Raw genomic sequence first — 24,380 nt, forward strand, 5'->3', positions numbered from 1 at the left:
GTCATACTCCTCGTAGCGAATCGCATTTTCGAGATGGACGAGCTGATTACGGGCGTTGTACGTATATTTCGTGCCGATGATCGTATACCCTTTGCCGACCTCGCGAATCCGTTCAAAAAGCTTCTTCTGTTCGCCCGGCGGCAGGTTAACTTCGCCGTTGACGATGTTGTCGATCGCGGCCAGCAGATGCTCGATTTGACCTGTCTCGAACATCGTGGCCACTTCCGTACTCGTTCCATCAGGCTTCGCAAAGGCGGCGCCCAGCTTCTTGTAAAGGCCAAGCTTCTTGCCGTTGCCGTTTTCCAATGCCTTCAGCCAGCCACAACCGCCGCCGTTGCTGCCGTTCCCGTTTCCGTTGTTTCCATTTTCTTTATTGCCATTATTACCGTTATTGCCATTACCCTTATTACCGTTATTACCGTTGTTGCCGTTACCATTACCGTTACTGCCGTTTCCGTTACCATTTCCGTTATTGCCGTTATTGCCATTTCCGCCGCTATTGCCGTTGTTACCATTATTGCCATTGTTACCGTTGCCGTTGTCATTCGTGTTATTACCATTGCTATTTCCGTTACCATTTCCATTATTGCTATTTCCGTTCCCGTTGCCGCCGCCATTCTCTTTTGCGTCTGAGTTGCCATTGGACAGGATGGAAACCTTACCGGACTTGCCGTTACCATTACCATTACCATTACCGTTGTTGCCGTTATTTCCATTGCCATTGCCGTTTCCATTGTTGCTTTTGTCATTCGTCTCGCAAACGGCTGGCGTTTCGACTTCAGGCTCAGTTGGCTCGGTTGGCTTGCTTGGCTTCATGCCGAACGATTCGAGAACCATCTGCACGAGCTCATCCGTCGTAATGACTTTGTTTTTGTCCTCTATAGTTCCTTGGAGAATGGCCTTTCGTACGGTACGATTTCCCGCTCCGTCGTATTCATACAGGATGACATCGCCGTCAGTTGTCTCTACACGCTCTAACTGCTCCCTATTGTCATAAACAAAACTGCTCGCATCATCCTGCTCTTTAACGTGGGTAATAAAGTCGCGCTCATTATGCTCGTAGTCGCTGATATGAAGAGACTCGCCCGACAGTGTCGTCTTCTGGATATCGATAAGATGCCCTGGTTTATAATCGATTGACGTAACGGTATCATTCGGATATTGGATAGCCGTTACATAACCGTCGGCATCAAATTCGTATTCGTACTTAAAACCTTTGCTATCCGTATAACCTGTCGGACGACCAACGGCGTCGTAATCAAACTCGCTACGTTCGCCGTTTACGATCTCCGCAGTCTTCTCCCCGTTGGCATTATACTCGAAAATAATCTTATCGCCGTTCGGATACACCGTCTGCTTAAGCTGGTTGTTGTCATAATAGCTGTAAGTAATCGTACCGCTAGCGTCGGTACGGGTCAGCATATTGCCCGCTTTATCGTAGGTGTACGCGTACCAGATGCCGTCGCTGTAATCTTCGCGGATTTTGCGGTCCATGAAATCGTACTGATACTTCGTGGTTAATCCGCCCGGTCTTTTCTCCACCAGCAAATTTCCATTCGGATCATACTGGTATTCGAATACATCCTGTCCGTTCTCTGCACGAATAACAACCTTCTGCAAACGCCGCCCAAGCTCGTCATAGTCATATTGCGTCAACTGTTCATTTCCGTCCTGTTGACTTGTACGGTTCAGCTCGGCATCGTACGTATAGGACGTTGACAGGCCTCCTACAATAACGGGCGATTCAATAATGGAAGTTAAACTGTCACGCTCGTCATAGTTGTACTGTACCGGTCCGTATACAGGACGGATTTCTTCCAGCTTATTGCCAGCCGAATCGTATCTATAGCTGAGCTGACCTCCATTCGGCGTTTGTTCCAGCGTGACGCGTCCTTCGGTATCGTAATCGTATTGCGTAACCTCTCCTAATCTGTTGTATATCATTAACGTACGTCCATCAATGTCGAGGTCGAATCGCTGAACATGTCCGAGCGCATCCTTCTCCTCCAACCTATTGCCGCGGAAGTCGTACTTCCACTCGCTATCCCGTCCGAGCGGTCGGCGCTCCGCTATTTTATAACCAGCAGGACTGTACTCGTATTTAGTCCATTGGCCTGCGGCATCCGTCTCCATCACCTTCTGCCCTTCGGCATCATAAACTAACGTCATTTGGTGACCGTTCCCATCGACATGCGCGACAGGCAAGCCCCGAGGATCATACTTGTATTCATTGACGATTTGCTTGCCGGTTAAGGACGAGTCTTCGTAGTAAATTTCTTTCGCCAATTGACCGTTATCGCCATAGATGGAACGTGTGAAGTTGCCGTTCGGATCCTTCTCCAATACGACGCGGCCGGCTCCATCGTATACATACTTGGTTAAAGCCGATATATTCGCCTCGCTTAAGTAGGCAGCGCCTTCCTTGTAGATGATCGAATCCGTTAATTGGCCGGCAGCATCGTAGCGATTTTCTGAAATATTGTTCAGACCATCGATCGCAAGAACGAGGTTACCGTTCGTATCGTAAACCGATTGCGACTCCGTGCCGTCCGGTTCGACTCGCTTCGTCTGTCGCCCCATTACGTCGTACGTATACGAAGTGATTCTCTCCTCGAGCAGCCCGCCATCCGCACGATTCCGTTCGATCGACTGCTTCAAACGTCCAAGCTCGTCATAAGTATGGACATTAACCAGGCCTTCGGACGAAACCCGCTCTTCTAATTCTCCTTCAGGCGTATATTTGTACGAGTTAGTCGCCCATTCGCTATCGTTCAACTGGCGACGTTCTTCCGTCTGATTGCCCCAGGCGTCCGTCTTGTAGACAAACTTCTGAACCGCGCCTAAGCTATCTATCTCCTCTATACGTTCCTTCACGCGTCCAAAAGCGTCAACGGTCGAAGCAACCTTCTGCCCTTCCTCGTTAACCGATTCGATTTCATTCCCGAAAGCGTCATAACGAACAATCGCGACGTCGCCCGATTCGGAAACGGTCCGAACGATTTGACCATTCGTATCGTAAGCGGCGCTTTGCGTGTAGTGAATTAGTTTTCCGTTTTCATCGAATGCAGGAGTAACGGTCTCGACCGTGCGTCCCGAATAACGGTACTCGACTTTATACCCGCTGTTGTCCTTTAAACTAATGATACGACCCAGCTTATCGTAACTGAATTTTTGAGTAATCAGCGCTTCATGCCCCTCATACAGGCTGTCCGCTTCTCCTGTGCCGAGAGATGCTCCGTTCCACTCCGGAACCGCTCCGCCCACTGTTTCCTCCACAACCTGTCCATTGCCGTCATACACGGTCCGACTCCATGAGCCGTTAGGCTCTTTCCGCTCGATCAGCCGTCCGGCGGAGTCGTAGCGGGAAGTGGTCACGACAATCTGCGCTTGGGCATTGGCAACTACGATGTTCGTCGGGAAAACGCTCTTTACGAACTTCTTCTCTTCCATTACTTGATCCCATGCGTCATACGTATACTCCGTGCGACCGCCGTCCGCCTCGACGACCGCCTTCTGGCGTCCCGCCTCATCGTACTCGTAAGTCGTCGTTGCATGACCCGGCGTAACAACCGTACGTACCAAATCTCCTGCTGCATTGTAAGCCGATTCCGTCACCGCGCCGCGAGAATCGATATGCTTCAGCACAAGCCCGCGATTATCATAAACAAAGGATTCTTCGATTTGGCCCTCTGTCCCCGCCTCCATCGGTACATGCGCCCAAGTCAGCACCCGGCCCATTCCATCGTACGTATAGCTGATTTTCGTAAGGCCGTCCGATTCTTCGATCAAATTCCCCCCATCGTTATAACGATAGGTCCTCGTAATAGACTTCGATTCGTCGCTGAGATCGCGTTGAACCTGCTTCGTTACGCGACCCCATGCGTCATATTCGAAAGTCTCCTCCAGCCCTTCCGGCGTTACGCGCTGCATAAGCCAGCCGACAGGGTTGAACGTCTGCGTAGTGACGTCTTCATCTTCGGTGCCAGCATCGGTGATGATTTTCGTCTGATTGCCATTCTGATCATTCTCGTAGGTTTCTCTGGCGCCGTCCGTCGTGACGAACCCGTTCTCGTCATACGCGTATTCGAACAGATTGCCGGCTCCGTCTTTCAGCTTCACGAGATCGCCTTTGACATTGAACGTCTCCGTCGTTACGATGCTTGTATCATCGTTCACGCCGCTTGGGTCCACTGCCTTCTGCGTCGTCGTACGGGTTATTATTTTTCGTGCATCCTTGGTGTACGTAATCTTCATTTCATGCCCATTCGGACCTGTCTCGCCTGTAAAATCCAAAGCTTCATCGTATGTATAACGTACGATACGTCCCGAAGGGCTTTGCTGCGCGATCATGAGATCAGCGTCGTTATAACGATAACGCGTTACGCGATTCAGGGGATCCGTCACTCGGATCCGATTATTGCCGCTGTAAGCGTAAGAAGTAACGGCTAGCTTGTCGCCGTCAATCGTCTTGACCGTTTCGATCTTCTGAGTCGGATGACCGTAATTGTCCCATAGCAGCTTGTATTCGCTGGACGGCAGCTGCACCGTCGCTTCATTCGAACCATACGCTGCTCCGATAAACTCCTTGACTTGATCCTGCTTGCGCGTCATCTCGACGCGCTCTATTCGGTTGCTCGGATCGTAAAGCCAATCCGTCGTTACGGAATCCTGCGTTTCCCCTTCCTCTTCCCTTACGTTGTTGCCGTTGTCGATCACTTTAACGATCCGATGCAGATCGTCATAGACGAAACGGGTAATCGTCTTCGACGGAGCCCGGTAGCCGACGAACTCTCCGACCGCGTTGTACATAAAGTAAAACTTCCGCTTGCCGCTTGTAATCTCATTACCCATTGCGTCAATGTCGGAGATAACCGTTGAGTACAGCGCGTCTTTGCCTTTTTCATAAGTAAAGCTCACAACTTCTTGGCGTTCGATATCATGAACTTTCTCAATGCGGTAATCCATGCCGTGTGCGGTCGGCACCTGTTCCCAATCGAACGACATTTCCGTCGTATAGCGGTCCTGAATGAGCCACATCCGACCGTCGTTATGGAATCGGTAGCGCAGCTGATTCGGCCATTCCATAATGAAAGCGTTCCGGTCAGCCGAACTGGAATCCGGATCGAAGGTCAGTTTAGGAAAATACTGTTTTTGCCCGTTCGCATACGTCGCGTATTTGTCCTTGCCCGCCGGCTGGAACCAGTAGAGCGTTCCGTCATAGCCGCTCCATGTGATATTGCCGTCCGGCCACTTCATCAGACGGGAATCGAGGCTGAAGCTCCAGCCGTAACCAAGCTGCCCGTTGACCCGGTTCTGATGATTATACGTCAGGTAAAAATCGAGATCGGCGCCTGGGCGCTCTTGCGTAAACCCGTCGAAGCGCTGAAGGCCGTTGCCCGACGCCAGATTGATGCGCACATTGTTTCCGGCAATCTGCGATTCCGCGAAAGGAATGCTGTCAGCATTGCCAGTTCCCGTAACATAGGGATATACCGGCAGTTCTTCTTCTGTTGCATGGCCTGCCGCATCCTCCACTTTAATGCGAATCGTCTCGCCGCTGGCAGCCTCAATCGGCACCGCACTGCGCAACGGCAACGCGTCATCCTGCCATTCTTTCGTTACATTCGCAGCCCCGGTTACGGTTAGCTTCTTCAGCCCGCCGACCAGATCGCGCACTTCAACCGCAAGCTTCGATCCGCCGAGCGGATGGATCGCCATAACTTTCGGACCGTTGCGGTCTAACCTGATCATCTGCTTCTCGGCGGAATAGCCTGGAGCGGTCAGCTGCTTCGTCGTCGGGTCGCCGCCTTCCTCTTCGGGAGGCAGCTCGAACGTGACGGCAGGCGCTGCCGCCGTAAGCTGCCAATAATAGACGCCGTCCGGTAATAGGTTGCCCTCAGCATCCTTCCCATTCCATTCGAGCCGGTTCTCACCGCTCTGGTTTATTTTATTGCTAACGAGCATGTAGCTCTTTTTCGTTTTGATATCCTCGACTGATACCGTTACTTTATAGCCGGAAGGCGGATTCTGCGCCTCTCCTTCCTGCTCGGAAATCCAATCCTGCAAGCGGTCCTCCCAAGAAAGAACGGCTTGTCCCGTCTGAACGTCCAAGAAGGCGTCCGTATCGTGCATGGTCAGATAATCGCCGCCGGAGCCTGTACGGTCCGGTCCGAGATCGGACATTTCCTCCAGTACTTGCTCTTCTCCAAAAGAATAATAGTGCGGCGTTTCCGTCTTGTCCGGCCCGTCCGTCCACGAGTCACCCAAACCTCCGTTCCCACCTGCACTTGTCGGAACGAGACTCGAAACAAGCCTCCCCGCGGCGCTCGCAGCGTCCGCCCATACGGCAGCCGGAGCGATGCCTAGCAATAATGAAACGATTAATAAGATTGACAATCCCCTCAACCTACGAAACCCCATTTCTATTCTCTCCCCGTCTCTTTGTTTACTGAACGCAAAAAGCCGCAGCGCCAAAATAGGCGCCCGGCTAAGAGGAGAAGACTCCAGCGGAAGACACACGATTTCGGCGGTCTGGCGATCCTACGAGGGACCCATGACTTTGCGTCCCAGCCTCGCGGCTGGTTTGCCTTTTCGATTCATAGATTTTAACAAGATATGATATATTTGGATATCACATTCTTCATTATAGTAGAAAATGTCGATTTGTGAAGTGTTTTTAGGACTTTATGATTAATCTACTGAGACATTGGAATCAAAATATTGCCTTGATTGGCGTTATCGAAAAAAAACAGAGCTACGGCGGCATTTCACCGTGCTCTGTATTTCGTTTCACTCTCACGAGTTTCTCAACCTGCGTCTCCTCCTGGCTGCCGATCTGCGCCGACTTATCTCCCAGGATTCGCTCCATTCCTTGAACAGCTGATAGTCCTCTCTCACCTGATGCGAGTAGGACAAAGCTCTGTTCGCCACATAATCGCAAAATGCGCCCGTATCTTTGCCGATCGCCCGGACGATTTCGTCTTCGCTGTGATAGCTTAATATGCCGCCCTCCACGTCCGCGTCCGCGCGGGCATGCAGCTTGGCTGTAATCTGCCCCATACACTCCGCCGTTTTCACCCAATCCTTCAGATCTGCCAGCTTGTGCGGCTTTAGCTTTTTCTTGTACGGCGATCTTTCCCTAGCGTAAAAATGCCGGCCGTTCAGCGTCAAGTAGCCGAGGAAGGGATCGGCTTCATGATGCATGGCTTGTTGGGTCGTAATCACTCGTTTGCCTTGATGGGCAAATTGTTCCCAGAATGCATCATTATAAGGCATGAAGTATACCGGCACCGGCGCGCGAACTTCTTTGATTTCGATAATAATATCATCAAGTCCTTGATGCTCAGCTCCGCCTTCCATAAGCACATAATACCGGTCGAGGCCAATGGACGCGGTGCCGGAACCGTGCTTTATCGCAATATCTTTTATGAGATAATAGGAATCCGGCAGTCCCAACCGGGAAGACAGATGGCTCATGTATTCGTTCCAGCCGTTTACAATGAGCTCTCTCTCCTCTTCCGTCGGCAATTGGATTTCCTCGGACCAACGGAATGTCCGCCGCCCCTCTTCCAGGAAAGTAATTTTTTCAATAAAATGGCTTGACGCTAGATTTTCCGTTTTCTTCAGCAGCTTCCGAACCGGACCTTGGGTCGTTTGCTGGTCGAATACGAGAGCTCCCGGATCTTCTTTGCGCCCGGCGTATTTCTTCATCTGCTCCACATAAGCCGACAAATAAGCGTTCACGGTATTCATTTGCTCTTCGATCGATCGCCCGTTCTCGGACATGGCAAGAAAGAGACTGACGGACATACGAAGCACATCGTACAAATACGAACCCGTGCAGCCTTCGTCGAAATCGTTCACGTCAAAAACGATCCGCCCCTTCTCGCTTCGGAACGCTCCGAAATTTTCGAAGTGCAAGTCGCCTTGAATCCATGTCGGCCGCTGCGGATCGGTGTGATAGGGCAGCCATTCATTGCCTAAATCATAATAAAACAAATAGGCGCTCCCGCGAAAAAACAAATAAGCGCTGCCTCTCATTTTTGCATATTTCAACATGCGCTTCTCGTCGCTCAGACCCATCACTTGGCCGTCGAACTCCTCTAACACCCGCGATAACGTGAATCCTCTCAATTTGCGCTGCGTATGCTTTACCCGTTCCGTAATCCCTTCTTCCAGCATCATAGATCCCAGCCTCCGCATGAATAATCGCTCAATGATTCCCATATTATAACACGTTTAAATAGAAATGGCCGGAGTTCTCAAAAGAGAAACTCCGGCCTTCGCCATGTTCGTGTCGGTTCAAGCATTAGGTATCCTGCGCCTCCGTTACGACGGCCGGCATCCCGGCTTCGACCAAATGTTTGTTGCGAATGAAGAACAGGGACAGGATGACAATCAATAACCCGGTGCCAATCAGCAGCCATTCAATCTCGATCGCATCCGCCAGCGGACCGAAGATAAGCATGCCGATTGGCATCATAGACGTCGAGATCATACCGAACACGCCGAATATGCGTCCCAAATAATTCGAGTCTACCTTCTCCTGCAGCATTACGGTCGAAGGCGTACTAAAGACGGGCATCGTCACGCCGAATACGGCCATCACCGCTAAGTAGATCCAAAATACGGGGATCATCCCCAAGGCCAGCGTACAAACACCCATCATCAAGGTCGCGAACGTCATCGTGTAAACCTTGTTGCGGAAGCCTCCCCATGATGCGATCAGCGCTCCGCCAGCCATCATGCCGACCGAGAAGGCGATTTCGATGGCGGTCAACCGCCAATAATCTTCTCCGAAGCTGCGCGTCACTTGCAGCGGCGTCAAGAAGGCGGCCGGCGCCATCAGAACGAAGAAGATGGCTAAGAAAATAAAAAAGGTTTTGAGAAAGCCATGGGTATTAATGTAGCTTAAACCCTGTTTAAAATCATCCAAATAACTTGTCGTTTGCCCATCGGCCGCCTTTTGATGCAAAGGAATTTTCAAAAAGAAAAACAAGGTAAAGATCGCGATCGACGCCGTAACCACATCGATAAATAAGATCACTTCAATGGTTGACATCGTAAGCAACGTCGCGCTTACGATAGGCGCAACAAACATCATGAGCGCCTGAAGACTGCCGTTTATTCCGTTAATTTTCGTCAACTGATCCTCGGGTACGATCTGGGGCAATATCGCCCCGACCGCAGGCGTTTGAATGCCTGCTCCCAGCGCGCGAACGGCAGCAATGGCGAACATTAACCAAATGCCGTCGTAACCCAACATAAAGGTAATGGCGAGAATCAGCGTGACAACGGCGATCATGGCATCCGCGATCATAATCAGATATTTGCGGTTGTAACGGTCCGCCCACACGCCCGCGAATGGCGATAACAGGAAGGTCGGAATGAATCCGCAAATAATAAATAACGTCATCATCAGACCCGATTTCGTAGTGAGCGTAACATGCCACATAATCGCGTACTGAACTAATGCGGATCCGAATAGCGAACAGGTTTGACTGCTCAGGAAGAGGATAATATCTCTTTTCCAATGCGGCTTATCAGGTAACTCGGAATGCGTCATGCTCTTACTCCTCTCAACTCTGCTTCCTACTATTAAATCATTACCATATTTAATAGGATGGAAACAAGCCTGCTCGAAAAATTCGATAAGAGTGGCTGCTGATCGCTCGGGTTACTCTTCACTATCGTTTTGGACGATATTGTTATTCACGCCCGAATCTTGAATATTATGAGGCTGGTTGTTACTCAATCGATTTCTGTACACGAAGTTTGCCATATGAGGAGAGTGGATCAACACCCCGTTTTTTCCGTTCTGTTCGATTCTATTTTCTTGAATGTCGTTAAAATCGGAGGAAACATCGATCCCGCTTCCATGATGGTCCATTATCTGGTTAAATCCCGCAAAGTTGTAGTTAGACGCGAACAATAGGCCATTTTTTCGATTTCCTCTTATTTTGCAATTCAAAATGATATTGTTCGTGCTCCGGCCATTAACGCCGTTAGCGCCGTTATAATAGAGATGATTATCCATGATCAGGTTGTTATCGAGCGCGTTCATTAGAATGGCATCGCCCTTATTACGGGAGATCCGATTCCCGACGATCGCGCCATGTCTGCCGTTTTTCACTTCGATTCCGTGTGCCTCGTTATGTTGAAGCGTATTTTGAATCACCCAGTTTCCCGTAGTCCCATCAAGCAAAATTCCCGTTCCCGTCCCTGCGCTTCCGATTCTCTCTATCGTATTCATCATCATCAGATTGCCAACGGAATTCGTATCGAATATGCCGACGGGATCGTTCGCCCCTCCTATGCCGCTTATTCGGTTTTGAATCATCCGATTCGATTTTCCGTTCACGATATTAATGCCGCGCGAAATATAATTCCTTATCTTAATGCCTTCGATCTCGACGCCGGCAACGCGATTCAATTCAAATGCTGCAGTCAAGACATGGTTTCCATCGAGAATCGCTTGATGCCGTCGTTCCGCAACGAGGCGAATGTTGCTCTTCTCGCTTGGAATCCGCACGGACTCATGATAAACGCCTCTATGGACCAATATAACGTCCCCGGGTTTGGCCAAGGCCACCGCATTCCGAATCGCCTTCGGATGGCCGGGAAACACTTCAATGATCGCCATACTATCACCTCAATGGATAGGAAATTGTTTCCCTATATTAAATTCAAAGAAGTGATTGTTAGATAGGAACAGTCGACTATGCGTCTCCTCCAATTTGCATTTCCGTCCAGTCATCCACTTTATCGTATTCGACAAACTCGAAATACAGAAAAAACCTTTTATATGTAAAATTTCTCGTGACGAGCTCCCGCTTTTCTGCTATTGTTTACTCAATTTATTCCTTATATTTCAATTCGGGTGGAGAGGTCTAACATGAGGGCTTACGGTTACCTGATTAAAATGCGGATGCTGACCGCGCTCGCCTATCGCTTCGACGTGTGGATCGGCATGATCGGCGACGTCATCCTGCTCGCGGCGACTGTGTTCATCTGGAAAGCGGCTTACGGCGGCGATATTCTCGGATCGGGCGCGTCCGTCGTAGGGCTGGACGGCATGATCACGTACACGGTCGTCTCCGTCCTGATGAGCTCCGTATTCAGCACTGGCGTGCAGAACACGATCTATACCCAGGTTCGCGAAGGCAACATCGCGCTGGACTTCATGCGCCCGCAGAACCTGCTCGGCATCTATTTGTCCGAGGACCTTGGCACCATGGTCAGCGCGCTCGTGAACAAAGCGTTACCGCTCGTGGTGATGGCGGCTCTGCTGTTCGGATTCCCGATGCCGGACAGTCCGCTGGCGGCCGCGTTGTTCGTCGTCAGCTGTCTGCTCAGCTTCATGATCCTGTGGCTCATGAGCGCGATGGTTGGACTCGTGGCGTTCTGGGTGGCGGAGCTCGGCAATCTGGGCATGGTCAAGGATGCGTTCGTCCGCGTGCTGTCGGGGAGCATGGTGCCGCTCTGGTTTTTCCCCGAAGGGCTGCAGCGGGTGTCGGAGTGGCTGCCGTTTCAGTATACGTACCAGCTGCCGCTCAGCATCTACATCGGCATGACGAAACCCGCGGAGGCGCTGCGCGGGATGGGCGTGCAGTTGATCTGGATCGTATTGCTCGGCGTGCTGCTCGCTTGGATTTGGACGCGGGCGAGGAGCAAAGTGATGGTACAGGGAGGATGAGGCGAGCATGAGCGAAGTAAGGCACTATTTGACCGTATTCGGTTATTACGCGAAGCTGGCGATTCAGCGGCAGCTCGAATATCCGCTATTTCTCGTCAGCTGGCTGCTTATGATCCCGACGCAATATTTCGCCGGCGTGTGGATGCTCCGCATAATCGTCGACCGGTTCCAGCCGCTCGAAGGATGGGCTTTCGACGATCTTGCCTTTCTGTACGGCCTCGGGCTGCTCAGCCACGGGCTCGTCGTCGTGTTCTTTATCCCGACTTGGGGCACCGAGTTCGCGGTTATTCGCGGAGAGTTCGATCGGTTGCTGCTTCGTCCGATGAACGTCTTTTTCCAATTCGTTACCGGATACTTCAACTTCATAGGACTCATCGACCTCATTCCGGGCGTCGTCATCTTCTTGTACGCGGCTCACGCGGTCGATTTCAGTTGGGCGCCCGGCAACATCGTCAAGCTCGCGCTCGTCGTGATCGGCGGCCTGTTCATTCGCGGCAGTCTGTACACGATCGTCGGGGCGGTCGCTTTCTGGACGAAACGCAGCCGCAACCTGATCAACATGTCGGTCGCGACATTGGAGCGAACGACGATGTATCCGCTGACCTTGTACCCGCATGCGGTGCAAGCAGTGCTGACGTTTCTGTTCCCGATCGGCTTCATCAGCTTCTACCCGGCGGAGAGCTTCCTTGGCAAGACATCATCGCTGGAGCTGCCGCTTGGCATGGCGATTTGGACGCCGATCGCGGGCATCGTCTGCATGGCTGTCGCTTACACGATTTTCCGAATGGGATTACGCAAATACGAGAGCGCAGGTTCATAGGGGGCATATCAAGTGGCGATTATCGAAGTGAACGATTTGGTAAAGGAATTCGTTGTCGTGCGCAAGAAGACGGGGCTTGGAAGCGCGCTTCGCAGTTTGGTTCTGCCGGATAAAACGATCGTGCGGGGCGTGGACGGCTTGTCCTTCGATATCGAGCAAGGGGATATCGTCGGGTATATCGGACCTAACGGCGCGGGAAAAAGCACGACGATCAAAATGCTGACGGGCATCCTCCATCCGACTTCCGGCAGCATCCGCGTCTGCGGCCTGTCGCCGCAGAAAGAACGCAAAAACGTCGTGCGCCAGCTCGGCGTCGTGTTCGGCCAGCGCACGCAGTTGTACTGGGATTTGCGTCTTGGCGAGACGTTCGAGCTGCTCAAGCGGATTTACCGGATCGAGGACAATCGGTTCAAGGCGACGCTGGACATGCTGAACGACGTGCTGCGCATTCAGGATTTTATCGATACGCCGGTACGGCAGCTGTCGCTCGGCCAGCGGATGCGTGGCGATCTGGCGGCGTCGATGATCCATGAGCCGACGGTGCTGTTCCTCGACGAACCGACGATCGGGCTCGACGCCGACGCGAAACACGCGATTCGCCGGTTCATTCGGACGATGAACCGCGAGCGGCGCATGACGGTCGTGCTCACGACGCATGACCTCGACGACGTCGAGCAGCTGTGCTCGCGTCTGCTCGTCGTCAACCACGGCCGCATCGTCGAGGACGGGCCGCTGGACGCGATCGTCGGCAAGCTGGCGCCGCACCGTCTGCTCGAGATCGAGCTCTCCGAAGCGGCGCAGGCGCCCGAGCATGAGCGTGCGAAGATCGTGCGGCAGGACGGGCTCAAGGTGTGGTATCAGTTCGACAAAGCCGGCATTACGGCGGCAGAGCTGATCGCCGACTTGTCGGGCAAGCTGCCGATCCGCGACCTTAGCGTCCAGGAGCCGGACATCGAGGACGCGATTCGCGAGGTGTATCGGACGACGGGGTGAGGCACGAGCCTCACCCCGCAGCTATTAACTTGGCTTTTTCTAAGTGTATCTCGTCCAAGACCTTAACGTATGGGCAACATCCGTGCCTTCCGTAATCATTTTCCGTATGTCCTCGTTAATCAATTGGCGTGAGTTGTTCCACTTCCTGTTTTTGAAAAAGCCGCTGATTTGCACATGGTCCAGCTCCTCCAAGTAGCGGGACCAAACAGGATGTTGGGTCAAACCGCGTTGTTCCGCTTGCGATTGAATCGCCGGAGGCATCCAGGAGTGGCACTCCAGAAGATAATGCCGCAGAAATGCCCATGCGACGCGCGGATGTGCCGATTTCACGGTGACTCCGGCTCCCCCCATGTAAATCATGTTCGCTTTGACGCCGCCGGGCATGTTCGGCAATCCCACAATGCCAATCCGAGCATTCTGCCGTTCCCGGGACAGATGGTGCACATCCCACATAAACGAAAACCGCATCGCGCTCTCTTCATGCCACGACGCCGACAAACAAGGTTCATCCGGCATCCGCACGATTCGGTGTTCGCGGAATGCGTCGATGACCATCCGGAACGCGTCGATCGTTGGCGCGCTGTCCACATACCCTCTGGACGTCGCACCGTCCGGAGAAATGTAACAGCCGCCGTTTCGCATGACGAAAGGCTCGAACCACTCGATATCGACGCCGAGTCCGAGTCCGAATTGCGAAGCGACCCCCTGTTCATTGCGAATGGTGAGCCGTTTCGCCAGTTCGACCATGTCCTCCCACGTCCACTCTTCGGTCGGATATGCCAATCCGGCCCGGTCGAACTTCTCTTTGTCGTACATCATTAACGGCGGGCTTATTTCGATAGGCAACCCCGGCAACATTCCGTCGTATCTGGCAACCCGCAATAACCCCGGATATAAATCCTCCTCTAATCCTTGGACTTCCGCCACATAGGGATTCAAATCCATAAACATGCGATCGTTATTGCTAACCTGGAAGCCGCCCGTTTCGATGAGGTCCGGTGCTTCTTCGGATTGAAAAGCCCGCATCATTTCGAAAAAATCCTTTGCCTGCTCGATGATGATTCTAACGCCCGGGTTTGCTCGTTCGAATGACTCTTTGGCCGCCAACACTTGATGCATGTTATAGGTGATTTCCGTCATAAATCGAATTTCGATCATGGACTCTTCCTCATTTCATATGGGTAATGGCTCTTTCCAAGAAACCGATCGCGGCGGATTCGAATTCTTTGGCCTTGCTTAGGGACGCCGCGCACCTAGCGCGCATCTCCTCCGACAGCATCTCGGACGTGCGGATAAACGGAACATCGCCGCATAGGTTGTCGAACTCTTCGGCGGCTTGCTCATAGGCTTCCGCGGCCAACAACGTCAATCTCATCGCTTCGGTGCGGAAGGGCACGCTTCGCAAATATATCGAGGCATAACGTTTTATCTCCGCATAATAAGCCAACAAATGGCCCATTCCGTAGCGATTCGGAAGGTGATGCCGCTCTCGCAGGTAACCGATCCAGCGATCGTATGCATGAAGGCCGGACGTATATTGCAGATAGCTCGTCGTTGGCCGGTAACCGCATCCGCTTCTCGCGTAGGAGACGGCGAACCGGACCGCTTGCTCGGCGTATGCCCGATTCGCGGTTTCCTCCGTTTGCCGAGGCATGGCTTCATGGAAGATAACCCCGTCAATGCCGGCCAAGAAACGTACCGGATTGTTGACTACATCTTCATAAGACAGCTCCTTTCCCTCAGGCGCCATCGGATCGGTTAAGCAGACCGTTCGCCGTTCATCGTCATACCCGTAAATCATCGACCACTCGTGGACATACGGCCCTGAGACCAAGGTATCGAAGTAAAGCACCGGCTGACCCAAGTTGATATACTTCCGGATAAAAGGAATGACGGCCTCTTCGATAGGCAGAACGACTGGAAACCGTTCCACCGCGCCCAATACGGGCACTGGCGAATTCGAAAGTTGACCGCTGAGCACGGAGATCCGATAGCCGAGTTTCTCGAACCAATCGTGCAGCGTTTGCTTCCAGTCAAAGATATAAATACTGTCTGCAAAAGTCGTTCTGTCGGATATTTTCATGCGAAAAGCAATCGTGGACATGCCCATCAACTTCTCGGTATCGCGCCGATCATTCAGCAGGGCAAGCATACGTCCGACGCTGTCGACCAAAGACGTCTTCAAGGATGGCTGCGCCGTCCAATCCGGCAGCTGCAGCCGCTTGCTCTTCAGCATTCCGCCTCCTCCTTTCTGCTCGGGCATTAGGCTAAGGGAGACGCGGGCATGTTCCTTGCGGAGCTTCTGGCGGGTGCGGTAGATGTACGTATAGACCGAGCCGGTAGTCATTTCATACATGGCCGCGATAGCTTCAGGGGTTAGTTGGCGGAAGAAGTAGGCTTTGAAAATGCCTCTCTCCTTCGTGCTCAGACAATGAAGAAGCGCGTGAATCGTTTCGTACAGCTCTTTGCGAAGCAAGCTCTCGGCCGGATCTTGATCTTTTAACGTAGCCTCGGACGCCTTCCGCGCAAGATGGTAGAGGATGCTGTCCAGATCTTCCCAATCGACTTTGGAGCTGCCGTTACTGCCCGATTGCATGGATACGAAAGGACTTTCTTTTCGGTGCGGACCACCGCGGCGTAAGCGCATATTCGCTTGGTTTCTCGCGATTCGGTATAACCATGGGAGAAACCTGCTCGTATCGGCAAGAGAACCTACATGCAGAAAAGCTTTCACGAATGCATCTTGCACGATATCATCGGCCATATACGTATCTCCGGTCATCCTCGCCGCCCAACCATGGAGATGGCTTCGGTGCTGCTCGAACAACTCGCCGAACGCCTCCGTATCTCCATTCCGTGCCCGCTCTACCAACGTTTCATCGATTTCGGTCAAATTCTTCGATTCCACAGCCCTAGCCTCCCGCGTCTTTTCCGCCCCATTAATATGGATGCCATTCAGAACACCGATTTGAACAATGATCTATCTGATTTCCATATTTTTTTGCAAATTCCTTTTCTGACTTAGGTAAGGATGATTTAATCCATCTTACACCTTGATATAACTGGAAATTTGCCTGACAATGTTTCAAGAGGGGAACGGATTCTCGGAGGACATGCTAGGCTATGGGAGGCAATCGGGAAATGATGTCGTTAAAGAACATGGTGCACGGAACACAAAACAATTCTGTTGCCCAACAATTGATTCAGTCTTGGGAGCATGATGCGGATACGTTAACGTTTTGGAGAGCAAGCAGCAATTTCATCTACTTGTTCGACAGAAACGGTGTTCGGCATTTTCTCCGGTTTATTCATGAAGAGGATAACACGACCCAGAATATTCAGGCCGAACTTGATTTTATGCAGCACCTGATAGCGGGCGGTTATCCGACAGTGACTCCCATCCTCTCCAGAAACGGCAATTGGATTGAAACGATCCGGACGGCTGATCATGGATGCTACTACGGTGTTGTATTTGAACAAGCCAAAGGAATCCATCTTCCGCTTGATCGAATGACGGACCGCCAAGTCCAAGAGTGGGGAAAATCGCTTGCTTCGATGCACATTTTATCGGGGTCGCATACTTCCGGAGCGGCAAAGCGCGGAAGCTGGCTCGATGCACTGTCATTCGTCTCTTCCGTCATGCAGCGGCATCCCCGCGAGGCAGGAGCCCGGCGAGAACTTGAACAAGTGCGAAAACAACTCTCGAAGCTTCCTGCAGGCGCGGAACATATGGGATTAATCCATTATGACTTCGAGACCGACAATATTTTCTATGTTGAAGAGGAATCACGATATCGGGCCATCGATTTCGATGATGCGATGATCCATTGGTACGCGATGGACATCGTATCCGCTATAACCGATCTGGTGGAGCAAGATGATGACAACGCTCAGCGCAAAATAGAGCTTTTTCTATCCGGCTATCGATCGATTAAGCCCTTGGATGAACAGTACGTGCAATGGTTCCCCCTATTTCAAAGGTTTTCGGACCTATACACTTTCGCACGTCTCCTCCGCAGCGCCCAGGATATGGATGTCCGCAGCTCGCCAGAGTGGGCCATTCAACTTAGGGATAAGCTGCTGAAGGTGTGCGATCGGATACGCGAACGTTTTCGGCCGACAGTAGAACTCAGACCAATCGATCAAAGCAATTGGTATGCCTGCACCCAGCTTGAAGTGACGGACGAGCAGAAGAACGTTTTTCCTGTACCGACGGTCTATTGGCTCGCAGAGTCGGCCTATTGCAGGTTTACTCCACTGGCTATTTACACTGGCGAACAATTAGCGGGCTTTGCGGTTTACGCTATCGATCCAGACGATGGAAGCTACTGGATTATGGCTTATATGATCGACCAAAACTTCCAACATCGAGGATTGGGACGGTCCGGCATGGAGGAGCTTGTACACTATATGAAAGAAAAGCACGACTGCGACAAAATCGTACTCGGGCATCGGCCCGAGAACGAACGAGCAGCCGATTTATATGCTTCTCTAGGATTTGTCGAAGTAAACCGAAGCGAACGTGAAGTCGTTCGCGAACTAAGATTTACGAAATAAGATCGATTATTGCCGCCATAGCTTTGGCGGCTTTTTTACAGATATAATAGAAGTTAGCATTATAGAGGAGGACAACATGTTTATCGTCATCGGGCTCGTGTTTATCGTTTTGTACGCCTTGATCGTATTTTACATCGGATGGAGCGGCTGGACGTGGATCAAGCCGGCGGTTTCGCGCAGGTTCCGGCTGTTTTATATCATTGCGCTCGTCTTTCTGGCAAGCTTGCTCATCCTCTCCCGGGTTGTGGCGGGCTCTACCATTCTAAGCGTCATCGGCAGCTACTGGCTGGCCATATTCAGCTTATTGGTTATGCTTCTGCCGCTCGTTCACCTTACGGTTTGGTTAACGAAGTTAACAAAGCTGCCGCGCCATTCCGTCCAAAAGTGGTCGGGGATCGCCACCTTAACTCTGCTGGCCGTTCTGCTCGGTTATGGAAGCTACAACGCGTTTAGCCCGACAGTGCGATCCTATGACATCCAAATCGATAAGGAAGGTCCCGGTAACGGCGAGCTCCATATCGTGATGGCGTCCGATATGCATTTTGGTTATTTATCGGGAAAAAGCCATGCGGAACGGATGGTTAAGGAGATTAACGCATTGAAGCCGGACATCGTGTTGCTGCCCGGCGACATTATGGATGACGATATTGTTCCCTATATAGACAAAGGCATCGGCGATACGTTATCGGGAATCGAAGCGCCTCTCGGCGTATTCGCCTCGCTTGGCAATCATGATCGGTTCAAAGGCGAGACGGGGGAGCTGATCAGGCTTGTCGAGGAGAGCGGGATCCAGGTGCTTTATGACGAGACAATCCAGCTTGGAGGCTGGTTGACGCTGGTCGGCCGGAAGGACTACAGCGATACGGAAAGAGCGGAGCTGGCCCCGTTCATGCAAAATATCGATCGCTCGAAGCCGGTATTCATGCTGGAGCATCAACCTGTCGAATTGGATATCGCGGCGGAGCAAGGCATCGATTTGATGGTATCCGGCCATACGCATCATGGGCAGGTCGCTCCCGGCAATTTTATAACCGCAATGTTGTTCGAGAACGACTGGGGCCACTTGCAAAAAGGGCAGCTGCACTCCATCGTATCTTCCGGCTTCGGCTTCTGGGGCCCGCCGATCCGGATCGGGTCGCAAGCGGAGGTCGTGTCCATTCATGTCCGTTTCTCCAATTCGGAAAGTTAGCGGTCCTCCCCAGCTATTCCATTATTCCAGGCATATCATTAATTTGTTGCCGTCAGGATCTTTTACAACGAACCAGTGGTCATGTTCGATCTCCGTTACAAGTTCGACTCCGAGCTCTTCATGTAGTCCAGCGAACCTTGCAAGTCCTCTGTCATTAGCATAAATGCAGGCGTTTCAATGGATGGCGCTCCGCCTGGCTCTTTGCCTCCCCACATCGGCATCGTATCCAGAATGACGCCGGTACCTTCCATCGGCAACGGGCACAAGTGTCCGGAAATAATTTTGCAGTCCGCTTCATTTAGCCCAAGAACCTGACAATACCAGTCGCGCGACTTCTCGATATCCCGTACCGGGACGAAAATGCTTCCGACTTTATTCTTGATCGGACTGGCCGATTTCAAACTTTCTTCCGTTTCCGGTTGATTATTCACAGAGATTCCTCCATTTATTAGTTTTAGTGCCTTAGGCACGATAAACGGGCGGTAGCCTTCCGGAGATTTTTTACGTATCGGCAATTGTTTCATTGCTCGCCCTCCGGAATCGTCTGAATCGGCAGCGAATACTTGGAGAAGCCTTCGCCTTCATAGTTGTAGCGTTCGCAAATGATGTATTTCCGTTCTTTCGAATTTACGATCATGCCGTTGCCGGCTACATATTGATCGACGACGCGGCAGGCCGCATCATAGTCGCCGCTCTTGTTAGGCACGACAACGCATTTCTGAGGCGGCAATGTTGTCTTGAAATACCACTCCGGAACGCCATCGAAAGATTCGACTTCCACGCAGAGGATATAGGCGTGCATATCGGACTCGCTTTGCGTAGGGACCTCGGGCCAAATGCCATAGTGGATGGAGGGGTTCTTGACGAATGGAAAATGCCTTGTCGACGACAATAACCCTTCTTTCGCATGACCATACTTACCGCTCATGTCTTTCAAGCTGATGCAGGGAATTCCGATCAACTTCAACTCATCGTGTTCTACGATGTGAGGTTTCATATCTTCCATCTTTTTCACCTCGATTTGGGATTGTCGCCGTATGACTTTAAGCGCCGCCGGCACTCGCTCCGGCCTGTAACCGTCCGGATTATCAGATGGTCTTTGCTTTGCAGAGTTGTACATTTCGGGCACTCTCCTTCAGCATGATAGGAATATATACTTTTACAATGGCATCCCGCTCTATATCCATTCCTTGAAATGTGTGATATTCCGCGAACCATTGTCTCTCTTCGTCGAACCGATAGTCGTTGTTCGTCGCGATCCATCTGTGCATCTTATCCAGAATGCCGGTCAACAACCCATACGTTTTGGAAGCGCAGCAAGCATACAAACCGGCACCTATAACCTTCTATTCGAGTTCCGACAATGCATTGGCTTCCGCGTCTGCTGCAAGGATTCCGTTCTCCCACCAGTATTCCTCAGAATCTTTGGCGCCGTAATAATAGGACATATAATATTTCCCTGCATGATCCAATCGGTTTCCATTTGACTTTCTATCGTACCAATCAATCAATCGCCGTTCGGCAGCTTGTTGAGCTTCGGTTCCGTACTCCCTGCAAAAGAAAGCTTGTGCAGTCGTCAAATCAACGACTTCAATCGGTTCGTTACGAAACTTTTTCTGCACGGGGAGATACAAGTTCATTCTTGATACTTTGCCGTTGTATGCAATGAACTCCTCGATGTACTGGTGCGTACCGATTTCGAATGTGCTCTTCGGCAGCCATTCCGACAGCAGCCGGTTCCATCCTTCCTGCACGGTCTTTGAGGACTGCGCGGCGATCTTTCTTACGGCATACAACCCTCCGACGAAGGGCACTTCCGTAAAAGCATCGCTCACGATCTGTTCCTCTTCACTGAAGATAAGCACCCGGTAACCATATTGATGCTCGCCGTCTGCATCAGGGAGGTCGACATTGTGACCGAAAATCCGCGCCTTGGCGGACTTTCCCCCCCCCGCTTGCCCCAGTCTTCTCGCTAATAACCCGAAAAGCCTCATTTTCCATTCCGGCTTCATGCTCGGAAATGTGCAAATACGTATACGCCTTCTCTGGCATGAATCGGATCACTTTGACGTCGGGGAAACGTTCGGTCAGCTCTCTGTCCTCCATATAGGAGACTTGCTCGCGCAAGCAAATCGGTTCGAAGCTGAAGTATATGTCTGCATTGCGATAGTCTGCCGGAGTTAATCCGACGATCTTCTTGAACACTTTCGCGAACGAGTGATAGGACTCGAACCCGCTGTCCCAAGCGAGTTCCTCCACCGTACGCTTCGAGTTTCTAAGGTGACTGGCGGCGACACTCATTCTTCTTTTGCGTATGTAGTCTTTGACGGGATGCCCTGTAAGCGCATAGAAAACCCTATACAATTGAGCAACCGAAGTGTAAGACTCTTTTGCAATCCCTGTGAGATCCAGCTCCTCTCCCAAGTGTTTCTCGATATAGTCGATCGCTCTTTGTACGGACTCCGCATAGCTCATATCTGTCACCTGTTCTGTACGACTTCTTGACTCAGATTATAGCAGAACGAATTACACGCACTATGTTCAAATTTCTCAAAAAACAAAAAACTGCCGCTCAAAGCGGCAGCATAAAAATATATCGCCTGAGAAGCTGCACTCGCTAATTCGAATAGCTCTTCAAAATAAAAGCCGGTTTCCCGTTTGCTCCTTCGCGTACTTCCATGTCTTCATGGAAGCCTTCGACGATGAATCGTTTTTGACTTGAATCCAGCATGCCCAGCTTTACGATCTCTGTATAAAAAGGCCCGTATGCTGCGGAATCGCCGCTTCGTTGTTCATAACGGTCATTCTCGTTACTGTGCAACAGGACATACAGATCATCCTTGTAACGAATCGGCTTCCCGATGTCCGAGTGATTTTGCCGGAACGCTTCCCGCACGCCGTTCCGCTGCAAATCGATCGCGACGATGCGATAACCTTGTACCAGATAAAGGACGCCTCGCGCTTCATCGAGCACAGTGGAATTCTCTCCATGGGGCGTTCGATCATAGATTCCATCCGGTTGCGAGCGCGGAAATTCGATTCGGCTCAGCCAATTGCCCTGACGATCAAATCTCTCCAGCCGGCGGTCAAGCATGACCAGCATCTCATCCCGATAAGGAATGATCCGGACGGTGCCGGCAAAGTTCTCGTTGTAGCCGACGAAGAAGGAGCGCAGTTCCTTCTCTTGATCGCGATACTGATACAAATTGCCGTCGTAGTAATACCACGTAAGCCCGTTCTCCTTATCCTCCGTATACTGCTGAGGACGGAAATACTTCTCTGCCTCATATCTCTTTTTCGCCGTAGATTGGAAGGCCAGTGGCTTCTTCCCTTTCAGCGTGAAGCTTGAATCGATTGTAATCAGACTGCCTTCGGAAGCCACCGTCAGCTGATTCCCCTCAAACGACAGCCGATAAGGCGTGGGGACCGCAACCTCGGCTCTGATCTGCAGATTGTCGTCCAACTTGAGCACGCGTGAACCTTCGGTGTCCGCTACGATCCAGCTTTCGTCGACTCGCGCGAAATCCCTCGCCGTCCTCCCGCCTGCTCCGGCATCTATCGATACGGAAATCGTGACCGGCATATCGCCGATCTTCCGTAATGCTCCATCCTCGTAGACGAAGAAGTGATCGTCGTACAGCACGTACCACCGACCGTCGATCAGACGGTACGTCTTCCCATATCCATAATCGCTGTCCATCAAAACTTCATCCATCGCCCTCCCGAGCTCCTCCGGAATCTCGGCGTTCGTGTTAGCTTCCTCATATGCAATGGCGGGCACTCGCGGTTTAGACCAATCTGAATCAGGATTCGGACGGATCTCCGTTCTGGATTCGTAATCTTCCATCGGGGTCAGCCATATCGGACTTCCCGATTGCGCTCTGGCATGGACGAGATCGTGCCAGGAGATCTGCTTCTTTCCGCTCCCCGCTTCATAGGTCAATAGGGAACCTTGACTGGCAAGCAGCCGCGATCCGGCCGTAGAGTATGACGTCAATGTCGGTTCTCCGATTTGCTTCCGCCCATCCTCCAGATCAGTCTCAGCGAACTGCAAAATCTCCAGCTTATCAGGCATAGCCTGCATGAATGTCAACGAATAAGGCGCAAGCACCTGCCAATCCTCTTCCCATATTCTAGGCTCGATCGGAATTGGCGTATCATCGTAGCCTCCATTCAGAAACATCATCACTTCTCCTCCCGCCTCCGAGCGGAAACGCCCAAGCAGCTGATGAGAAGCGTGCAAGCTGTCTATCTGCTTTAGATCCAATAATTCCAAATCGACATATCGTCTCGCAAAAAGAAACGGAGCTTCGGAATAGAGCATCGTGTCGCCATTATCCGCGTATGTGCGAATCGTGGAACCGTCCGCCAGATTGAACACGCGCCCCTCCGTTACATCGCGCATCCCTTGCTGCTTGTTAAAACCAGCCTGCAAAGGATCGAGCCTCCCCCGATATACGGATATCCAATTGTCGTGCGCAGGATCAAGGAGATGTTCGGAGTAGGCTTCACCGTTCACGACTGTCGCGATGAAGAGCCGCGGATTCTCTGCAGCTACCATTTGCAATACTTCCCGCGGTCCGAAAAACGTCGTTTCGTCGTAATCCACAACAGGTTCGGCACCGACCCGAAGACCTAGCCAATGCCCCGGCATCCCTTGCCCCATAGCTAGCTGACTCGTGTCCCGTTCTTTGGCCTGCACGCCAATTAGCAAGCGGTCGCCATTCAGCCACGCCTCGGCGACGAGAGGCTCCGTCCATTCGTACAGGCTTACAGCCTCCGCCCCGTCAGTCAGGCTATAGAGCTGAAGATTTTGAACGTACAGGGAAGAACGGCCATTTTTCCATAAAATATGCGGCTCCCGGACATCCAATCGGAACTCGCCAACTGTAGGCTGCCCTGCCGTCTCGATGGGTTCAATCGTTTCCAAGAGGGGTGTCGTCGATGGCAAACTCGACGCGATGCTTTCTCCCGTAGGAGCTTCTCTCTTGCCATTCAGCAAGAGGATGAATCCCATAAGCAAAATCGCACAAACGCATCCGATGAGTACTACCGTTTTTTTCGTCCCCACTCGAAAACAAGCCCCCTCTATTGACCAAAACTTTCCACAATACTTTAAATGTATA

Annotated in this window: 15 protein-coding genes, 1 pseudogene and 1 riboswitch; of the genes and pseudogenes, 5 read left to right on the top strand and 11 right to left on the bottom strand. The window is 51.7% G+C overall.

The features are described from left to right. The 4 genes from RB620_RS17645 to RB620_RS17660 all read right to left on the bottom strand — a co-directional run. A partial coding sequence (locus RB620_RS17645) for a DUF6531 domain-containing protein (protein ID WP_308096483.1) occupies positions 1 to 6,396 on the bottom strand: 6,396 nt, incomplete at its 3' end. Positions 6,397 to 6,522: 126 nt separating this feature from the next. Continuing rightward, a riboswitch (cyclic di-GMP riboswitch) is annotated at positions 6,523 to 6,598 on the bottom strand. Positions 6,599 to 6,795: 197 nt separating this feature from the next. Then, positions 6,796 to 8,184, bottom strand: a complete 1,389-nt coding sequence (locus RB620_RS17650) for a DUF2252 domain-containing protein (RefSeq protein ID WP_308096485.1) — start codon at positions 8,182 to 8,184, stop codon at positions 6,796 to 6,798. 124 nt (positions 8,185 to 8,308) lie between these two features. After that, positions 8,309 to 9,565 carry an MFS transporter gene (locus tag RB620_RS17655; protein WP_308096487.1) on the bottom strand — a complete coding sequence of 419 codons (1,257 nt, stop codon included), beginning with the start codon at positions 9,563 to 9,565 and terminating at the stop codon, positions 8,309 to 8,311. 111 nt (positions 9,566 to 9,676) lie between these two features. Further along, positions 9,677 to 10,642 (bottom strand): right-handed parallel beta-helix repeat-containing protein, encoded by a 966-nt coding sequence (locus RB620_RS17660; protein ID WP_308096489.1) that lies wholly within the window; start codon positions 10,640 to 10,642, stop codon positions 9,677 to 9,679. Positions 10,643 to 10,894: 252 nt separating this feature from the next. On the opposite strand from RB620_RS17660, the gene RB620_RS17665 reads away from it, so the two are divergent. The 3 genes from RB620_RS17665 to RB620_RS17675 are packed head-to-tail and all read left to right on the top strand — an operon-like array spanning position 10,895 to position 13,508. Next, the gene (locus RB620_RS17665; RefSeq protein WP_308096491.1) at positions 10,895 to 11,695 is read left to right on the top strand and encodes an ABC transporter permease; all 801 of its coding nucleotides are present in this window, start codon (positions 10,895 to 10,897) and stop codon (positions 11,693 to 11,695) included. Between the two features lie 7 nt (positions 11,696 to 11,702). After that, complete coding sequence (locus RB620_RS17670) at positions 11,703 to 12,515, top strand: ABC transporter permease (RefSeq protein WP_308096493.1); 813 nt, start codon at positions 11,703 to 11,705, stop codon at positions 12,513 to 12,515. A 12-nt stretch (positions 12,516 to 12,527) separates the two neighbouring features. Further along, positions 12,528 to 13,508, top strand: coding sequence for an ABC transporter ATP-binding protein (locus RB620_RS17675; RefSeq protein ID WP_308096494.1), 981 nt, complete (start codon positions 12,528 to 12,530; stop codon positions 13,506 to 13,508). A gap of 39 nt (positions 13,509 to 13,547) precedes the next feature. On the opposite strand, the gene RB620_RS17680 is transcribed toward RB620_RS17675, so the two are convergent. Together RB620_RS17680 and RB620_RS17685 are read right to left on the bottom strand one after the other, a co-directional pair. Next, positions 13,548 to 14,666, bottom strand: coding sequence for an ABC transporter substrate-binding protein (locus RB620_RS17680; protein WP_308096496.1), 1,119 nt, complete (start codon positions 14,664 to 14,666; stop codon positions 13,548 to 13,550). A gap of 10 nt (positions 14,667 to 14,676) precedes the next feature. Continuing rightward, positions 14,677 to 16,416, bottom strand: a complete 1,740-nt coding sequence (locus RB620_RS17685; RefSeq protein WP_308096497.1) for an RNA polymerase sigma factor — start codon at positions 16,414 to 16,416, stop codon at positions 14,677 to 14,679. Between the two features lie 359 nt (positions 16,417 to 16,775). Between RB620_RS17685 and RB620_RS17690 the strand changes: the two genes are divergently transcribed. After that, positions 16,776 to 18,065: a GNAT family N-acetyltransferase gene (locus RB620_RS17690; protein ID WP_308096499.1), complete on the top strand. Its 1,290-nt coding sequence runs from the start codon at positions 16,776 to 16,778 to the stop codon at positions 18,063 to 18,065. A 76-nt stretch (positions 18,066 to 18,141) separates the two neighbouring features. Then, positions 18,142 to 19,254, top strand: a complete 1,113-nt coding sequence (locus RB620_RS17695; RefSeq protein WP_308096501.1) for a metallophosphoesterase — start codon at positions 18,142 to 18,144, stop codon at positions 19,252 to 19,254. Positions 19,255 to 19,275: 21 nt separating this feature from the next. Here RB620_RS17695 and RB620_RS17700 read toward each other — a convergent pair. From RB620_RS17700 to RB620_RS17715, 5 genes and pseudogenes are all read right to left on the bottom strand, one after another. Then, positions 19,276 to 19,778, bottom strand: a pseudogene (locus tag RB620_RS17700) (VOC family protein). Then, complete coding sequence (locus RB620_RS17705) at positions 19,775 to 20,374, bottom strand: effector binding domain-containing protein (protein ID WP_308096503.1); 600 nt, start codon at positions 20,372 to 20,374, stop codon at positions 19,775 to 19,777. The pseudogene RB620_RS17700 and the gene RB620_RS17705 overlap by 4 nt, the downstream one beginning before the upstream one ends. A gap of 226 nt (positions 20,375 to 20,600) precedes the next feature. Beyond that, a complete protein-coding gene (locus tag RB620_RS17710; protein ID WP_308096505.1) occupies positions 20,601 to 21,266 on the bottom strand; it encodes an effector binding domain-containing protein in 666 nt (221 codons plus the stop codon). Then, positions 21,151 to 21,729, bottom strand: a complete 579-nt coding sequence (locus RB620_RS30365; RefSeq protein WP_374121422.1) for a helix-turn-helix domain-containing protein — start codon at positions 21,727 to 21,729, stop codon at positions 21,151 to 21,153. The genes RB620_RS17710 and RB620_RS30365 overlap by 116 nt, the downstream gene beginning before the upstream one ends. Before the next feature lie 142 nt (positions 21,730 to 21,871). Continuing rightward, positions 21,872 to 24,325: a hypothetical protein gene (locus RB620_RS17715; RefSeq protein ID WP_308096507.1), complete on the bottom strand. Its 2,454-nt coding sequence runs from the start codon at positions 24,323 to 24,325 to the stop codon at positions 21,872 to 21,874. Positions 24,326 to 24,380: the final 55 nt, after the last annotated feature.

The sequence above is a fragment of the Paenibacillus sp. LHD-117 genome (assembly GCF_030929555.1).
Taxonomy (GTDB): Bacteria; Bacillota; Bacilli; order Paenibacillales; family Paenibacillaceae; genus Pristimantibacillus.

Coding starts and splice junctions, on each gene's coding strand:
- RB620_RS17650 (WP_308096485.1), bottom strand. CDS start 8,184: ATGATGCTGGAAGAAGGGATTACGGAACGGGTAAAGCATACGCAGCGC.
- RB620_RS17655 (WP_308096487.1), bottom strand. CDS start 9,565: ATGACGCATTCCGAGTTACCTGATAAGCCGCATTGGAAAAGAGATATT.
- RB620_RS17660 (WP_308096489.1), bottom strand. CDS start 10,642: ATGGCGATCATTGAAGTGTTTCCCGGCCATCCGAAGGCGATTCGGAAT.
- RB620_RS17665 (WP_308096491.1), top strand. CDS start 10,895: ATGAGGGCTTACGGTTACCTGATTAAAATGCGGATGCTGACCGCGCTC.
- RB620_RS17670 (WP_308096493.1), top strand. CDS start 11,703: ATGAGCGAAGTAAGGCACTATTTGACCGTATTCGGTTATTACGCGAAG.
- RB620_RS17680 (WP_308096496.1), bottom strand. CDS start 14,666: ATGATCGAAATTCGATTTATGACGGAAATCACCTATAACATGCATCAA.
- RB620_RS17695 (WP_308096501.1), top strand. CDS start 18,142: ATGTTTATCGTCATCGGGCTCGTGTTTATCGTTTTGTACGCCTTGATC.
- RB620_RS17705 (WP_308096503.1), bottom strand. CDS start 20,374: ATGTACAACTCTGCAAAGCAAAGACCATCTGATAATCCGGACGGTTAC.
- RB620_RS17710 (WP_308096505.1), bottom strand. CDS start 21,266: ATGAAGCCGGAATGGAAAATGAGGCTTTTCGGGTTATTAGCGAGAAGA.
- RB620_RS30365 (WP_374121422.1), bottom strand. CDS start 21,729: ATGAGCTATGCGGAGTCCGTACAAAGAGCGATCGACTATATCGAGAAA.